Annotated in this window: 15 protein-coding genes; 4 read left to right on the forward strand and 11 right to left on the reverse strand. The window is 63.1% G+C overall.

Annotation, left to right across the window (positions count from 1 at the left end):
- Window positions 1-97: 97 nt before the first annotated feature.
- Entirely contained in the window at window positions 98-493 is a 396-nt protein-coding gene (locus A4H34_RS00330) for a hypothetical protein (protein ID WP_064230684.1), read from the forward strand.
- Between the two features lie 188 nt (window positions 494-681).
- Here A4H34_RS00330 and lysS read toward each other — a convergent pair whose 3' ends face one another.
- From lysS to A4H34_RS00355, 5 genes are all read right to left on the reverse strand, one after another.
- Window positions 682-2,223, reverse strand: a complete 1,542-nt coding sequence (lysS, locus tag A4H34_RS00335) for a lysine--tRNA ligase (protein ID WP_064231618.1) — start codon at window positions 2,221-2,223, stop codon at window positions 682-684.
- Window positions 2,224-2,510: 287 nt separating this feature from the next.
- The gene (locus A4H34_RS00340; protein ID WP_064230685.1) at window positions 2,511-3,257 is read right to left on the reverse strand and encodes a hypothetical protein; all 747 of its coding nucleotides are present in this window, start codon (window positions 3,255-3,257) and stop codon (window positions 2,511-2,513) included.
- Entirely contained in the window at window positions 3,257-3,682 is a 426-nt protein-coding gene (locus A4H34_RS00345; protein WP_064230686.1) for a hypothetical protein, read from the reverse strand. Before A4H34_RS00345 ends, A4H34_RS00340 begins: the two co-directional genes overlap by 1 nt.
- 289 nt (window positions 3,683-3,971) lie before the next feature.
- Window positions 3,972-4,712: a hypothetical protein gene (locus A4H34_RS10790; RefSeq protein WP_156510194.1), complete on the reverse strand. Its 741-nt coding sequence runs from the start codon at window positions 4,710-4,712 to the stop codon at window positions 3,972-3,974.
- Window positions 4,705-4,869, reverse strand: a complete 165-nt coding sequence (locus A4H34_RS00355) for a hypothetical protein (RefSeq protein WP_156510195.1) — start codon at window positions 4,867-4,869, stop codon at window positions 4,705-4,707. The genes A4H34_RS10790 and A4H34_RS00355 overlap by 8 nt, the downstream gene beginning before the upstream one ends.
- A 785-nt stretch (window positions 4,870-5,654) precedes the next feature.
- Here A4H34_RS00355 and A4H34_RS00365 point away from each other — a divergent pair.
- Complete coding sequence (locus A4H34_RS00365; RefSeq protein WP_009198519.1) at window positions 5,655-6,104, forward strand: DcrB/PsbP domain-containing protein; 450 nt, start codon at window positions 5,655-5,657, stop codon at window positions 6,102-6,104.
- Window positions 6,101-6,814, forward strand: a complete 714-nt coding sequence (locus tag A4H34_RS00370; RefSeq protein WP_064230689.1) for a hypothetical protein — start codon at window positions 6,101-6,103, stop codon at window positions 6,812-6,814. The genes A4H34_RS00365 and A4H34_RS00370 overlap by 4 nt, the downstream gene beginning before the upstream one ends.
- A gap of 81 nt (window positions 6,815-6,895) precedes the next feature.
- Here the strand turns inward: A4H34_RS00370 and panD are convergent, their stop codons facing one another.
- Together panD and panC are read right to left on the reverse strand one after the other, a co-directional pair.
- The gene (gene panD / locus A4H34_RS00375) at window positions 6,896-7,312 is read right to left on the reverse strand and encodes an aspartate 1-decarboxylase (protein WP_064230690.1); all 417 of its coding nucleotides are present in this window, start codon (window positions 7,310-7,312) and stop codon (window positions 6,896-6,898) included.
- A 16-nt stretch (window positions 7,313-7,328) separates the two neighbouring features.
- Window positions 7,329-8,258, reverse strand: coding sequence for a pantoate--beta-alanine ligase (gene panC / locus A4H34_RS00380; RefSeq protein WP_064231619.1), 930 nt, complete (start codon window positions 8,256-8,258; stop codon window positions 7,329-7,331).
- Between the two features lie 256 nt (window positions 8,259-8,514).
- Here panC and A4H34_RS00385 point away from each other — a divergent pair, with 256 nt between their 5' ends.
- The gene (locus A4H34_RS00385; RefSeq protein WP_082902947.1) at window positions 8,515-9,714 is read left to right on the forward strand and encodes an amidase domain-containing protein; all 1,200 of its coding nucleotides are present in this window, start codon (window positions 8,515-8,517) and stop codon (window positions 9,712-9,714) included.
- Window positions 9,715-10,054: 340 nt separating this feature from the next.
- On the opposite strand, the gene A4H34_RS00390 is transcribed toward A4H34_RS00385, so the two are convergent.
- The 4 genes from A4H34_RS00390 to A4H34_RS00405 form a co-directional block, all read right to left on the reverse strand.
- Window positions 10,055-11,044 (reverse strand): Rossmann-like and DUF2520 domain-containing protein, encoded by a 990-nt coding sequence (locus A4H34_RS00390; protein ID WP_231870896.1) that lies wholly within the window; start codon window positions 11,042-11,044, stop codon window positions 10,055-10,057.
- A 194-nt stretch (window positions 11,045-11,238) separates the two neighbouring features.
- Window positions 11,239-12,831: a PH domain-containing protein gene (locus tag A4H34_RS00395; RefSeq protein ID WP_064230692.1), complete on the reverse strand. Its 1,593-nt coding sequence runs from the start codon at window positions 12,829-12,831 to the stop codon at window positions 11,239-11,241.
- Entirely contained in the window at window positions 12,828-13,355 is a 528-nt protein-coding gene (locus tag A4H34_RS00400; RefSeq protein ID WP_138587097.1) for a PH domain-containing protein, read from the reverse strand. Before A4H34_RS00400 ends, A4H34_RS00395 begins: the two co-directional genes overlap by 4 nt.
- Window positions 13,356-13,635: 280 nt before the next feature.
- Complete coding sequence (locus tag A4H34_RS00405; RefSeq protein ID WP_009198509.1) at window positions 13,636-14,142, reverse strand: DUF3180 domain-containing protein; 507 nt, start codon at window positions 14,140-14,142, stop codon at window positions 13,636-13,638.
- Window positions 14,143-14,180 lie beyond the last annotated feature (38 nt).

The raw sequence follows: 14,180 nt of genomic DNA on the forward strand, positions 1-14,180 counted from the left end.
CAACATTTCACACATCTGGCAGGTCCTGTGGCACCGAACAGCGATTGAAGGCGGAACAATCCGCCCTGCAAACCACCACTCGAACAAAGGAATGCCCATGGCTCGCAAATTCTTCGCATCGACCGCTCTGGCCTCCGTCGCCCTTGTCGCAGGCTTGGGCTTGGCGGCGTGCGGCGCCGACGATCAGCCCTCCGACAAGATGTCGACGACGCAAAACGAGAAGATGTCGGACAAGGACAAGACATCCGGCAATGACAAGATGTCGGACAAGGACAAAACGACCGACAAAGACAAGCCGTCCGACAAAGACAAGATGACCGACAAGGACAAGATGACCGACAAGAACAAGATGACCGACAAGGACAAGATGACCGACAAGGACAAGATGACCGACAAGAACAAGATGACCGACAAGGACAAGATGACCGATGGGTCCATGAAGGACAAAGGAACAGACGGCTCGATGAAGAACGGCTCCATGACCGACCGGTGACGGCGTCTGGAAAAGGAGGCGTCGCATACAGCCAATCGAATCGGAGACGACGCGTGGCGTGGGGCCGCGATCTCGCGTACCCACGCCACGTACGACGGCAGCGCCGGTTCGGCGCTGCCGTCCGATGCTTTTGCGTCGCTCGCCCCGCGGGGCGCTGCCTTATAAGCCCTTTGACGAGCCCTTCATCGTCACTTGCCCTGCGGGCGCACGAACGGGAACGTGATCGTCTCGCGGATGCCGAGGCCCGTCATGGCCGTCAAAAGCCGATCGACGCCCATCCCCATGCCGCCGCACGGCGGGAAACCCTGCTCGAGGGCCTCGATGAATTCTTCGTCGAGCTGCATGGCTTCGGGATCGCCGTTGGCGGCCTCCAAAGACTGCGCTACCAAACGCTCGCGTTGGATCACCGGGTCGGCAAGCTCGGAGTATGCCGTCGCCAGCTCTATTCCGCGCACGTACAGGTCCCATTTCTCGGTCAGTCCGGGCTTCGAACGGTGAGGCCGGGTAAGGGGCGACGTGTCCTCCGGGAAGTCGAGCACAAAGGTCGGCTCCCACAGTTTCGAGCCGACGAGCTCTTCGAAGATCTCCTCGGCGATTTTCCCCGCGACCCAGTAGGGCGCCACGGAGATGCCGTGGCGGTCGGCAATTGCCTCAAGCTTTTCGCGCGGAGTTTCGACGGTGACCTCCTCGCCCACCGCTTCGGAGATCGAGGTGTACAGATCGATGCGCGCCCACTGGCCGCCCAGTTCGTATTCCGTTCCGTCGGATAGGGTCACCGTTGTCGTCCCGAGGGTGTCGAGGCAGGCGCGCTGAACCAGCGACTGGGTCAGCTCCGCCATCGTGTCGTACGTCGCGTACGCCTCGTACGCCTCAATCGCCGTGAATTCGGGGGAATGGCTCGAATCGGCGCCTTCGTTGCGGAAGTTTCGGTTGATTTCGAAGACTTTGTCGACGCCCCCCACCACTGCCCTCTTAAGGTAGAGCTCGGTGGCGATGCGCAGGTAAAGATCCTGGTTGTAGGCGTTGATGTGGGTGATGAACGGGCGGGCGGCCGCGCCTCCGTGGATGGTCTGGAGCATGGGGGTCTCAAGCTCGAGGTAGCCGCGATCGTCGAAGTTGGCGCGCAAAGACTTCGTGACACCCGCACGAAGGCGCACCATGTCGCGGGCCGCCGGGCGCATGATGAGGTCGAGATGGCGCATGCGCACGCGCGACTCCTCGGAAAGGGTGACGTCTTCGCCGTCGGCGTTCGTGTACACCTTCGGCAGGGGGCGGATGGCCTTGGAGGCAATCTGCCAGGAGCGGGCGAACACGGAGAGCTCGCCGCGCTTGGACGTTCCGATGTACCCCTCCACGAAAAGGTGGTCGCCGAGGTCGACGTCGGCCTTGAACCTGGCGAAGGCCTCCTCGCCGACGTTGGCCAGCGACAGAAGCACCTGGATGCGGTTTCCCGGGCCGTCCTGAAGGGTCGCGAAGGCGATTTTCCCGGACGAGCGCGAGAGCATGACGCGTCCGGCTATCCCCACGGCGACGTCGGCCAGTTCGACGCCTGCTTCGAGGCTGCCGTATTTCTCTCGCAGCTCGGGAATCGTCGTTGTGACGGGAAGCTCGACCGGATACGGTTCGATGCCTTCGTCGATCATCTTCTGGCGTTTGGCGAGCCGAATGCTGATCTGGCCGGGAAGGTCGTCGTTCTGCGGCGCCGCGGCGGGCGTCTCGTTGGTAGTCACGGACAATAGACTACAGCGTGGAGCTCGCCCGTGCGGATTTGCCTTCGTCCCGGTTTGGCTTCATGGCGCGCCCCAGGCGTGGATTGCGCGCGGATTCGGCCCTTCGGACCGCCCAGCGCCCGGTCGCGCCACGCCCCAGACTTCGCCGAAGCGCCCCGACGAAAGGCGCGGCGAGGCGGCTACGCGGCCTGCTCGAGCTGCGTTGCAGACCCGGCCCGCGATTCGGACATTCACAGGGAAACGCCCGAATCGCGGATGCGGCGGCGCCCTTCCCCAAGAAGCACAGCCTACGCGGCAGGAGCGATCACATACGCCAGCGCGCACCACACTTGCAAGGATGCCGCTGGGCGAATGACCGCAGAGTCGCCGTCGAAGACGACTCTGAAATAACCTTTGGACGTGTCGAGCACGCAGACCGGCCCTCGGGTTCCCGCGGTCTCCGTCGCCGGCCTCGAATAGACGGCCCACAGCTTCCAATCGCCCTCGCGCAGCGATTCGCGCACCTCCGGCCAGAACGTGCTCATTTCGTCGGCGAGTCTGTCGCGCACGCTGCCGACGGGAGACTTGACGCTCGGCCCGCTCGCAGAATCGGCGCCTGCACCGCCTTCGGAGGGTTCGAGCAGCCCCAAAACCCATTCTTTGGGCACGCGCGTCGTCGCCGTCGGATGGGCAACCGGGCGGGGGCCGACGTCGAGCAGGTCGACCATGACCACGGGGAACTCGGCGGTCTCGTAGCTGGACAGGGCGACGCTGTCGTCGAGCGTTTGAGCCACGCACGATTCCCTGTTCTCGTCGATCCACGCCACGGCGTTGCGCCGGATGCCGCCTTCGTTCATGAGAAGCTCGACGTGCCCCACGGGCTCACGATAAGGGGCTACGAGTTTGCGGGCGACGTCGGTCAGGCAGCCGTCCTCGAAAAAGCCGAGGCGCGCAAGTTCGGCCATGCCGCCTTCGTGAAGGCCGTCCCCGGCGAGGAAGGACCGCAGATCGTCCCACGCCTTTTGGGGGACGATGACGTTGGCGCTGGCTTGCATTAGAATCCCTCCGGTTGAAAACTCGCAACGATGTTCGCGAAGACCCCGGCCATCGGACCGAAATCCGGGGTCGCCGCGATGAGCGCCAGAACGTACCCCGAAGGCAGCTCGTCGGGGGTGGCGAAGTAGAGAATTTGCGTGAGGCTTTTCTGCTCGATGCAATACGTGAACACGGCGACGGCTGCTGGATATCCCGCCAGCACGGTCTCCCCGACGTCGATTATGCGGTGCGTCGGATCCTCGCGCATTCCTCCCTCGAGCATCGCGGCCATGCCGGCCTCGGGCCCCCCTTCGAGGTGTGGCAGGCGCCTGACGATGACGGTGGGGGCATAGCCGTATCCCGTCATGGGGCCGTGGGCCAAGACTTCCATCTCGGGGTCGTCGGACGCGTCGACTTGGCGCCAATCAAAGGGAAGGGTGATCATGGCCTACACCCAAAACACCGGTCGAATGCCGAGGCCGAGCCGTCGCGAACCGGCGGGGCCTTCGAAACAACGAATTCGCTCAGACTCCGCATGCGCATACATGCCAGCCATTTTCCTCTTTCTCTTTGCGTGCCGCATCCGAAGTCGGCGGGATGAATGTCGCAAATCGATTCCGCAGGCCGCTGGACAACCAAACTGCAATGACGTTACAGAATCCTTAAAATGCTTCCAGAGCGCCGCTCAAAGCAAGATCAACTCCTTTTCCTCACTCGCGACGACTCTCTCTCGGTTAAAACTGAACAACACGCTCCTCCCTTTTCGTTTCATTGGCTTTATCCTGCAATTCGTCGAACTGCGCGAGCGCGGCCCGCGCAGTCTCGGGATCGTCCCACACCGCCGTCCGAAGCTGTTTCTCGCGCCAAGCCTTACGTCCTTCTTGAATCGCAGTGAGCCAGTCATCCCCGCTATCGACACCGAATTCAACGATTAAGAGTTCGACGACGTCCTCCAAGCAAGGGCGAAAGCGCGGCCCTCCCAGAGGGAAATGAAGTTCGGCGAGATGCTTGACCTTTTTGGGGTCCATCAGCCCCTTTTCACGCGCATTTGAGCTTTGGGCTCTATTCGATCTGGACCGTTCGGATACATACAACAGCTTGACGATTTCATCTCTATGGCCGTGAACATGGAGGTGCGCGGAAGGGGTCGAATCGGATGGAGCGTCTAAATACTCGTAGCGGAAGAGCGGATTGCCGCTCTTGCTTGGCAGCACGCAAAATGAAGACGATTCAACTTTTAAGAACGAGTGCGTTCCGTTCAACGTAAAGCGATACTTAATTGCAAGATACAATAAAGGACGGTGGTCACACGACAGTTCAATTGGCTCCGACGTCTCCAGAACAACGCGCCCCGTCCCGTCTTTTTCACTTAGTCTCACATCAAGATTAGTGGTTTTGACGGGGAGGGCTTTTACTATCGTTGACTTGATTTCTTCGGCAAATTCGCGGGCGACCGTTTCGAGAGTTTTAGTCACCGAAGACGCCTGCAAGAAACTCAAGGTCTTGGAGCTCTTCGAGTAGCTTACGGTCTCGGAACGTCAGATCCCCTTCATCCCGGCGCTCCTGGAACTCCGATTCGTCAACGATCTGTTGGATTTCACGACGCCGCTCGGCAATGTCTTTGCGGGTCATTTTCGTGATAGGCACAGTCATCGAACAAACCCCCTAAGGATTGACCACGTCATTCTATGGCCTCATCATAGCCCACTTTTCTGAGTTCTATCTATACCCCGAAGTGTGCGCGGCGCTCCGACGTCGATGAGACGGCCGACCCGCCTCCCCGCGGTCTCCTGTATAGTTATTTGACCTACTTTCATGCAAAGAGACAAGGACAGCCATGGCAGGCAGAAGAACGCCGGAGGAGATCCAGGGGATTCTCCACCAGCCGAACCACCTGGCGCCGACGGGTCCGATCGGGGTGCCGCTCGGCGCATTGGGTGCTTTGGGGGATGACTACAACTGTCATTTCAGCAATGAACCTCGGCAAATCTCCACACGTAGACGCCCAAGGCTGCGTGCGGACCGCTCGCTTCGAGCAGCTTTCGCTGCCTCTTCAATGGGCGACCGTCATTTGCCTCTTCGGTTTCTCTCTGATTCTGCTTCTAGTCGCCATCCGCGACGCCGTTCGGCGTCCGACGCTTTCCTTTGACGACGAAGGGGATAATAAGGCGAAGTGGATAATAAACGGCTACGTTTTGACCTCGAAACCGGTGCCGATAAAGTGAAGCGACGTCGTCTGCATTGACGAAGCCCAAAAGAAGGCCTCAAATTTCACGCCCGTCTCGCGCCGCTGTCACACATGCTCCATGCTCGTTTCGCGTCGTCTTCACGCCGGTTTCGCCGCGAAACGCACCCTTAGAAACACGTGGGTCTCTTTACCCCCAAGGGGATCGACCCGCCCCGCTTAGGATGGACATATGCATCTCACGCTACCTGATTCCTGGCAGGTCCGCGATGTGCCGGACGAATATCAGGCTGCCAAGTACATCGCCATGGGCCCCCGAGGCTACCTGGGCTACTCGCCCTCCGCCGTCGTCACGTACGAGGAGGGCGTCAGCGGCACGCTCGACGATTGGGCCGCCGCCATGATCGAAGAGTCGTCCCAGACGATTCCAGGCTTGCACGTCATCGACGTCGGCGGATTGGAGATAGCGGGCCACCCCGCGATCGTCCACGCCCTGTCGATGACCGTCGAAACCGTCAACGTCACCCAGATGCAGTTCGCGCTGCTGACTGGAGGCAGGCGCTCGGCCAGGAGACCCGGCTACGTCGTGACGGTCACGTGCGCCTCCGCCGACCTGCCCACGATCGGCGACTCCCTCATCGACATGGCCACCAGCTTCGAGCCTTCAGGAGGCGAACAATGAGCAGCGACACGATCAGCGTCGTCTTCCCCACCGACGAATGGGAGGCCTTGAAGGACCTTCTCGACGGCGAGGGCGCGCCCCTCGACCTCATGGGCGACCTTGAGCAGCGCGGCTTCCTCGAAAACGGGGCACTCTCGCAGTCGGCCGCGAAGCTTCTGCAGGCCTATCAGCAGGCCGCGGGAGCGGTGCGTCTGTACGTGTGCGACGCCGGAGTGGTGCGCGAAGCCCGCACGTGGGTGGCCAAGGACCGCAGCGTTCTGCTCGACATCACGGACGGCGAAGTGACGGTTCTGCGGCGGCAGGAGCCGGGCCAGTTTCCGCTCACGCTGCTGGAGATGCTCGGCATCGGCCCTCGACCCCGCCTCCCGGAGGGCGCCCTTCCTGGATTTTCCGCGAGAATCATCCGCGACCTCCTGCGCCCGAGCGACAGCGACCGCAACGCCAAAGCCCGCGACGACCTCGCCGAGACGCTCAGAGGGGTGTGGCCGGCCGCCAGCGAGGCGATCAAAAAGGACGACTGGCGGCTGTGGCTCATTCAGTCCTTCGACGTCGCCGTCGGCGAACCCCAGGCGCGCACCACGGTGTGCGTCCTCGACACGTCGGCCGGCATGGTCGGGATCACGGTCGACGGCGACACTGCGGTTCCCGTGGCCGTGACGTCGCTTGAAGTGTGGCGTGCCGTGGCGGCGGCAATCGCGCCGTGGTCGTGACCGCAATGTAACCGTGACCTCACGAGGCGGGCACGACGCGAGCGCAGCATAACCGTAACGGAACCGCGGTTCGGCAGGCGGTTACTTCCGGAACGAGGCAATAGGTTCGCCCGAGCTGCGCAGCCCGTGGCCCGGCGGCGCTTGGCCGGGCTCGCCCCCTATCTCGACGATGGCGTTGTCCGCGTCGACGAAGACGACGCGCGGCTCGTAGCTGCGCGCGGACGCGTCGTCGAGCAGAGAGTACGAGATGACGATGACGACGTGGCCTGTCTTCACCAGGTGCGCGGCGGCGCCGTTGATCTGGCACACTCGGCTCCCCCGCGCACCGGGAATCACATAGGTCGTGAGGCGGCTGCCGTTCGTCACGTCGACCACGTCAACCTCTTGGCCGGGAAGAATATCGGCGGCGTCAAGCAGATCGGCGTCGATCGTTATCGATCCGACGTAATGCAAATCCGCACCCGTGACGGTGACGCGATGGATCTTGCCGGTCATCATTCGGCGCATACGAAACTCAGCCACGAAGTTCAACCTCCATATTGTCGATGAGGCGCGTGGGCCCAACCCAGGCCGCGACGGCCAACAAGCCGCGCCCGTGCTTCGAGGGCGCGCCGCCCGCCTGCATGGTCACGGAGCCATCGGAAGGCGAAGCCTCAGCCCCTCCCGCGGAGAAGGTCTGGCCGTCGATGGCCGCAAAAGTCTCTGGGTCGACGAGAGCAAGGTAGTCGATTTTGACTCCCGGCGCTTCGCGCAGGTGCCGTTCGGCGACGTCGCGCACCTCCTTCGGGGACAGTCCGCGTTGGGCGGCGTCGGCCCCCACCGCGAGAGCCTGGTTGAGAGCCAAAGCCTCAATGCGTTCGGTGGGCGAAAGATAGGAGTTGCGCGAGGACAGGGCGAGGCCGTCGACGTCGCGCTCGATCGGGACCGCCCGTATTTCGACCGGCATGTCCAGATCGGCGGCCATCGTGCGGATCAGAGCGAGCTGCTGCGCGTCCTTCTGCCCGAAGAAGGCGATGTCCGGGCGAACGAGGTTGAGCACCTTGTGGACGACCTGGAGCACGCCCGCGAAATGCGTGGGGCGAGTCTTTCCCTCGAGGACTGCGGCCATCGGCCCGGGATCGATACGGACAAGGGGGTCGCGCGGATAGACGTCCTCGGCCTCGGGAGCGTAAACGGCCTGGACGCCGACCGCCTCGAGAAAGGCCAGATCGGCCTCAAGGTCGCGCGGGTAGGCTTCGTAGTCTTCGCCCGGCCCGAATTGCAGGGGGTTGACGAAGATCGAGACGACCACATTGTCCGCCGCCTTCTTCGCGGCCCGAACGAGCGCAAGGTGCCCTTCGTGAAGCGCGCCCATCGTCATGACAAGCGCACTCGTGCCTTTGAGGGCGCCGAGGGCTTCCGCAAGATCCGCTTTAGTGCGTGCAACTTTAGTCACGCCTACCAGTTTACCGGCCGACGACGGAACCTTCGCAGCCGTGGCCTGAGCGGGAGGCTCACTGGCCGTCGAAGCCCGCACGCCCCCTTAAAATTGTAATAACCCGTATCCGAAAAATCAGGGGACGAACAGCCCTTTTAATGTGACGGTCTTAGAGAGACGATTGAACCATCGGCGCACAAATGGAAAATCCTAGAAAAATTCAGAGTTGATTTGTCAACGCCGCACGTATCCAATAAAACAAAACAAACAAGGAGATAGAAAAATGAGAAAACGACGCCTTACATTGGCCGCGTCAATATGCACAGCAGCGATGCTGTTCCCCGGCAGCCCGGCAAACGCGGGCCCGTCTCCGACCGGAACAAGCCCGTCCGCCGTCAAGGCAGGCTCCGCGAATATGGACGATCTTCCGCATAAAGCAGCCAATTCAGTGGCGGCGATGGAAAAGCAGGTCAACATCGACGCTTTCATCGCCAAAAAGGACAAACCCGATTCGCGGCTAAAGGGACTTCCCGTGAAGCCCGCGGCCCAGAAAAGCGCGGACGGTGTTGCAGCATCCGCCCAGGAAATGGCTCAATCCATGGCAAACGGCCCCAAAGGGGCACGCTTTGTCGACAAGGTCCGCGTCAAGGTCAATGATGTTGCTGTAAAAAAGCAAAGCAACGGAAGTCTCGTCGTCACCGCACAGATCGAAATTTCTCGACATATCGCGAAGGACGACGTCAACTGGGAAGGAATTATTCCCCACGAAATCAAAATAGACGCCCGCGGATGCATCTATGGCCTCGTAGTCAAAGATCGCGACTATTACGACAAGCACCTCGTCAGCTACCTTCCCAAACCCCAAAAAGACGCGTCAAATTCTCCAGAGGGCAGGCGAGATGACAAATCGCAGTACACGGGAGAAAAGTTGGCGCAAGGTCAGCAGCGGAAGGCGCCGGCCGTCGTACCACTCACTTTGACGCAAAAACAAAAGAAGAAAGCGGTGGAGTACGCTCGCAAGTACGCCAAATCCCCGAACCGTAAGTATCACTACTATAAGGAAAACGAAGGCGGGGATTGCACCAACTTTGTGTCGCAAGCCATGGAAGCAGGCGGATGGGAGCAGGTCTACCATTCACGCTTCGACTATAAAGACGACAACGCCTGGTGGTACGGCGGAGGACTGCCTTTCAGCTATCCCCGCAACAGCTGGACTTGGTCCGGTGCCGAAAACTTCTTCCGCATGGCGAACGGCAGTGGTGGGCTGAAAAGAACGACCTTGCTAAACAATTTCTATGAATTGCAGCCGGGAGACATCTTGCAATACAAAGCCAAAGGCGCTACCGAGATGACCCACACGATGATCGTCACCAAGGTTGAAAATGGCGAACCTTATCTGAGCTATCACACCGACGATCAGATCGACCAGCCATTGTCTTCCATGCCTAAAGGCGAAAAGAAGTGGTATCCGCAGCGCACTTAGCGGCGATCACGCGGTATATTTCGTTGAGCTCATCGAAATCAACGGCGCGCAGAGGATGAAATGCCTCTGAGGCGCTCCGCGAAAATACAAACATTCCAGTCGGCGGCCGCGGGGATTGTCCCCTGCGGCCGCCGCGTCATACTCAACTGCTCAGCCAGCGATTCTACTCAGCGCGGTTAACATCCTCGCCTCCGTCCTCGGCTGTTCCATCGCCGCCGGGCGCTGCCCTTGTTGTCGCTCGCCGATTCGTGAGTCCGCCGAGTTCCAACCGACGCTCCCGTCCGAACCGGCCACAAGCTCGAACAGGCGGCCTAGTCCGATGTGGCCGGGCCCAAGCCCCTCAGTCCGGCTCGGCGGAATACGAACCGTCGCCGCCGTCCGAAGCCCTCGAGCGCGAGTCGACGCTTCCGTCAGGCTCCGCCGAGCCCGGCGTCGCCAAACCTGAAGCGCCGCCGTCCAGCTCGGCCAGCAGGCGATCGATCGCCGGAGGCTCCCGCAGGCTTCGGGCCGCGACCCGCGCCGCCGTCGCCCTCGCGAGCGCGCGGTAAGCGGGCGGTATGTCGGCGAAATCCCCCGTCGCCGCGAGCGCATCGAGCGAGGCGAGGTGCTCGCGCACGGTGCCGACGTCGCCGCGCGCAACCGGCCCGGTCAGCGCCGATTCGCCGGAGCTGAGCGTGCCGTCGAGGGCGGCCTGAAGGAGGGGTGCGAGGTAGGCGCCCGGAGCCTCGACCCCGAGGGCCTCCAGCACCCGCATCGACTGGGCGACGAGGGTGACGAGGTGGTTTGCGCCGTGGGCGAGGGCCGCGTGATAGAGGCCCCTGTCTTCCTCTGCGACGACGACCGGCGTGCCGCCCGTCTCGGTCACGAGCGCCTGGCCGATGGGCAGCAGCGTGGCGGGGGCGGTGACGGCGAAGGGGCAGCCGACGAGGCGGGCGACGTCGAGCGAGGTTCCGGTGAAGGTCATGGCCGGGTGGATGGCGAGGGCAAGGGCCCCCGCGCGTGCCGCAGGTTCGAGCACGGATACGCCGTAGCGGCCCGCGACGTGGATCGCCAACTGCCCGGCGGTGAAGCAGCCGAGCTTGGCCAAGCCTTCGACGAGCGGGCCGAGTTCGTCGTCGGGAACGGCGAAAAGCAGCACCTCGGCCCGGCGGGCGACCTCCTCGACGCTCAGGGCGGGGACTCCGGGCAGCATGGCGCCGAGGCGGTCCAGGCTGGCCTCGGAGGGCGCGTGGGCGCCGACGATCGTATGCCCGGCGGCGCGCAAGGCGCTGCCGAGAGCGCTTCCGACGCGCCCGGCTGAAACGATGCCGATCGACAGGCGTGTGGCCATTCGCCGCCTTCCTCTCAAGCGTTCGACTGCAGGCGCCTACTCGCAGGCGTTTGTCCGCAAGCGCTTCCTCTCGGGCGCACACAAGGGGCCTTCGCGAGCATTCGCGCCTTGCGTCAGCAGTCTACTATTCGCGCCCGGTCAAGGCGGCGCGTAGGCGCGGCCTTTCATATCGCGGCCGTCGGCCTCCGACTGTCTTAGCCCTCGACCGGCCCCCACCCGGGAGTGAGAGCCGCCGCAAGCGTGCGTCCGCCGCGATCGGGGGCCTGATCGAACTGCCGGGAGATCCCGAGCCGCTCCCGCCAGCCCTCGATCGATTCGCGGTCGCCCTCGGCCCTCCGGTCGCGCCCAAGCTGGGACTGCCGCTCGCACAGCGACCTGGCGTCAGCCAAACGGAGGTGCTTTTGCACGGTCTCGATTGCCATGGCGGCCGTGCTCAGCCGCAGCGAGGCCAGACCGAGCGCGCGCTGGACCAACCCCTGGGAAAGCCTGAGCCCTTGGAAGCGCGCATGCCACACGATTCGCAGCGAACGGCCGAAAAACCGGCCCCAGCGCAGCACGGCGACCGTCCGGGTGAGGGCCTCGGCGTTGCGAACCCACCCGAAGGGGTCGAGCACCTGAGAGGCGCGCGGGGCCGCGACGAAAAGCTCGGAGGGCCCTTTGCCCTCGAAGGCGTCTTTGAGAAAGGCCTCGGGATCGTCGACTCCGAGGTCCGGGATGAGCGCCCACAGAACCCGTTCGACGTCGCGCATGCTCCCCGCGGTGACGAGCTCCGTGGGTTTGGCGCCGTCCTCGTTCAATGTGAACCTGGTCTTGGCGGCTTCGACCTCGACGCTCCACCAGCCAAAGCGGCGCCAAAGCAGGCGCTGGCGGACTCGCACGGTCTGGACCCGCATGGGAAGGACCGTGGTGGCCTTCTGCGACGCGAGGCCGGAACGAAGCCGCAAACCGTCAGGGGTCAGGGACAGCGCGGCGCCCCACTTTCGCGAAAGGGCGCCGATGCCGCCCCACACCGCGCCGAGGAGAACGAGCGCCACGGGCAGGAGGGCGACCTGCTTGTCGAAGGCGAGAAGGACGATGGAGGAGGCCGCCGAGAGAATCCCGATGAAGAAGACCGGCGAAAGCATCAGCGAGGCGAGGAGCCTGCCCGGCTGGAGCTCGTAGACCCGGGGCTCGTCGAAAAGTTCTGAGGCCCCTTCACGCCACTGCAGGACCCTGACGGGACGGTCGGCGCGTGCGTCGTCGGCCGCCTTGAGAATCGCCCCTCGCAAACCTTCGCACTGCTCCTTGGTCAGCCACCCGAGGCGCATCCCCTTTCCTGCTGCCGCCGATTCGACGGTGACGGAACCGAGTCCGAGCATGCGGGCGAGCAGGCTCCTTTGAACCTCGACGCTTTGAATCCTGCCCCATTTCACGTGGACGCGTTTCTTCAGCACGACGCCGGACCGCAGGCGGATGCCGTCGGAACCGAGGGAGAACGCTTGGACATGCCACACGACGACGGCGACGGCGGACGAAACGACGCTCACCGCGAGGAAAGCCAGAAGGGCCCATCCGACGGCCCGCATCCCGAGATCGCGAACAGCACCCCATAGAGTGCCGATGTTCTGCCTCTCGATCCAATCGCGAGAGAACCACGCTGCCGCGACAAGAATGCTCAGCCACATTCGCAGCACGCTTGCCAACGGGGTGAGAGCGTGGAACCGCCGCCATTCGCCTGAGGCGACTGCGTCCGTCCGGTCTTCTGCCGCCGAGGGCCGCCCTTCGCCCACGGGCCTCTTCGCGTTCACAACCCCTCCATCCGCGCCTGGCTGACCTCCATGAGCCTCGCTCTCAAGCGCTCGGCCTCCCCGACGGGCAAGCCGGGAATGGAGGGATTGACGTTGACCGAGGCGGTGACGAACACAAGTTTGGCCAAACCATACCTCCGCAGAAAAGGACCCGACGCGACGACCAGCTGCTGCATGCGGCCATAGGGGACGACGACGAGAGAAGGCCACAGGACTCCCCTGCATACCACCAGGTCGTCGTCGCCCTCGTAGTAGCCGATGGCCAGCGCCCGCCGGGAGGCAATAAAGACTCCCGCCATTTCGACGAGGAGGCAAAGCGGGACGAGAGACCATAGCCACGGCCATTCAGCCCCGGAATATAGAGCGAGGGCGATCACCGCGGCGAGGGAGCACGCCAAAACGAGCAGGCCTTGCAGCCGGAGAACTTTTGCATAGGCGCGCCCCACCCCGCTGAACGTGATCGTCGGCGACAGGGGGGTCGACGTGGTCGCCTCTCCGCCGCCTTCGTTCACATCACGATTCACTCTAGCATGCAAGAACACATATATAGTCTAAATCACTTCGCACGTCGACGCGAGGAGTAATGCTGCCCATGGTCGCTTCCGCACACGACGAGCCGCGCCCCTTCAACCTGGACATATCGCTTGAGAACTCGGGCATTCCCCGGGGGTAAGGCAACAGAGCTCCGGGGACGCGGCGTCAAACCCTCGGGGATGAGAAACCAAACCTCCGGCGAAGCGACGTCGAAACTGCGAAAAGGGACCCCGATCCCTCCGGGACGCGGCCTTGCCCAGCATGGCAGGCTCACGCGGCGGTCGGCTTTGCTTGAGGGCCGGGGCCGTCGTCGTCGGAATCAACGACGCACCACCTTTCCACGACCCAGCCGGTCCAGGTCAAGACGGCGCTGGAGACGGCTGCGAGCACCGCGGCGAGGACTTGCTCGCGAACGTACGAGGTTTCGCCGGTCCTCCAGAACAGCGCCGCACACAGGCCGAAGAAGCCCGCCAGCCAGGCCCCGCATCTGGAACACGCCTGAGCAAGGACGGCCACGCGGGCCGCCTGCAGGGGCGAGATTCTCCGCCGCGTTCTCCGCTGATCTTTCTTCTCCGGTTGGTCCTTTTCCCGCATGGCTTTGACCCTGCGGCCCCAGGCGAAGAGGAAGGCCGAAAAGCCGAGGATGAGCACGCCGAGGGGAAGCGGAATGGGCCAGGGGGCGTGGCCGCCGCTGAGGGCAAAGGCGCAAAAGACGAGCCCGCAGCCGAGGCCGAACGCCAGGCTGAAAGCCAGATTGCGGATGGATGTCAGGCTCATGCTTCGCCTCCTTTCCGAGTTTCCTCGCAGCAGCGGGT

The sequence above is a fragment of the Peptidiphaga gingivicola genome (assembly GCF_001652275.1).
In the GTDB taxonomy this organism is placed as follows: domain Bacteria; phylum Actinomycetota; class Actinomycetes; order Actinomycetales; family Actinomycetaceae; genus Peptidiphaga; species Peptidiphaga gingivicola.

What these genes read in the sequence shown, in the direction of transcription:
- A4H34_RS00330 (WP_064230684.1), top strand. Translation starts at nt 98, where the DNA reads ATGGCTCGCAAATTCTTCGCATCGACCGCTCTGGCCTCCGTCGCCCTT.
- A4H34_RS00340 (WP_064230685.1), bottom strand. Translation starts at nt 3,257, where the DNA reads ATGCAAGCCAGCGCCAACGTCATCGTCCCCCAAAAGGCGTGGGACGAT.
- A4H34_RS00345 (WP_064230686.1), bottom strand. Translation starts at nt 3,682, where the DNA reads ATGATCACCCTTCCCTTTGATTGGCGCCAAGTCGACGCGTCCGACGAC.
- A4H34_RS00355 (WP_156510195.1), bottom strand. Translation starts at nt 4,869, where the DNA reads ATGACCCGCAAAGACATTGCCGAGCGGCGTCGTGAAATCCAACAGATC.
- A4H34_RS00365 (WP_009198519.1), top strand. Translation starts at nt 5,655, where the DNA reads ATGCATCTCACGCTACCTGATTCCTGGCAGGTCCGCGATGTGCCGGAC.
- A4H34_RS00370 (WP_064230689.1), top strand. Translation starts at nt 6,101, where the DNA reads ATGAGCAGCGACACGATCAGCGTCGTCTTCCCCACCGACGAATGGGAG.
- panD (WP_064230690.1), bottom strand. Translation starts at nt 7,312, where the DNA reads ATGATGACCGGCAAGATCCATCGCGTCACCGTCACGGGTGCGGATTTG.
- A4H34_RS00385 (WP_082902947.1), top strand. Translation starts at nt 8,515, where the DNA reads ATGAGAAAACGACGCCTTACATTGGCCGCGTCAATATGCACAGCAGCG.
- A4H34_RS00390 (WP_231870896.1), bottom strand. Translation starts at nt 11,044, where the DNA reads ATGGCCACACGCCTGTCGATCGGCATCGTTTCAGCCGGGCGCGTCGGA.
- A4H34_RS00405 (WP_009198509.1), bottom strand. Translation starts at nt 14,142, where the DNA reads ATGAGCCTGACATCCATCCGCAATCTGGCTTTCAGCCTGGCGTTCGGC.